This is a genomic window from Vibrio sp. 1078-1, from assembly GCF_033340475.1.
The window spans coordinates 1-672 of sequence record NZ_JAWOWM010000407.1 but is presented as its reverse complement, the minus strand read 5'-3'; the positions used below and the strand labels follow the sequence as shown (position 1 = coordinate 672).

General features: G+C 49.1%; 1 protein-coding gene and 1 pseudogene. Both read left to right on the top strand.

Features of this window, described 5'->3' with window-relative positions; translation table 11 throughout:
- A pseudogene (locus tag R7190_RS27865) lies at window positions 1-157 on the top strand (SAM-dependent methyltransferase); the annotation flags it as partial.
- Window positions 158-165: 8 nt separating this feature from the next.
- The coding region (locus R7190_RS27860) for an NAD(P)/FAD-dependent oxidoreductase (RefSeq protein ID WP_318137927.1) at window positions 166-672 on the top strand (507 nt) is incomplete at its 3' end.

Below are 672 nucleotides of genomic sequence, written 5' to 3'. Positions count from 1 at the left end.
TACCTCGCTTTACTTTACCTGCCTAGCCAATGGTAATAGCCGTTTCTACCGTAGTGATGATTTCCTAGAAATTGTTGAAGCAGCAGGTCTCTCTGTTGTGGAAAGAACGGACAACATTGGCCTCGGACATACCTTATTAAAACTCCAAGCAAGCTAGTATAAAGAATGAAAACAGAGCACAAGCAAGTTGTCGTCGTTGGCGCAGGTCCTTCGGGTTCCACCGTTTCTGCGTTGCTAAAATCCCGTGGTATTGATGTTGTCGTGATCGAAAAAGCGACGTTCCCTCGTTTCTCAATTGGCGAAAGCTTACTTCCAGCTTGTATGGAGGTGGTTGAACTTGCCGGAATGACAGAGGCGGTGAAGCAGCATGGCTTCCAATTCAAAGATGGTGCGGCGTTCCGTCGTAACGGGGTCTACACCCACTTTGATTTCACTGAAAAATTTACCGCAGGACCAGGCACCACATTTCAGGTTCAACGCGCCAGCTTTGATAAAGTGCTCGCTGACAGCGCCGCAGAGCAGGGCGTCGATATTCGTTATCAGCATGAGCTGGTTAGCTTGGCGTTTGAAGGCAAAAAATCGCGCTTAGAAGTGGTTGGGCCCGATAAGCAGGCGTACCAAATCGAAGCCGATTTTGTTTTGGATGCGAGTGGTTTTGGCCGAGTGCTGCCG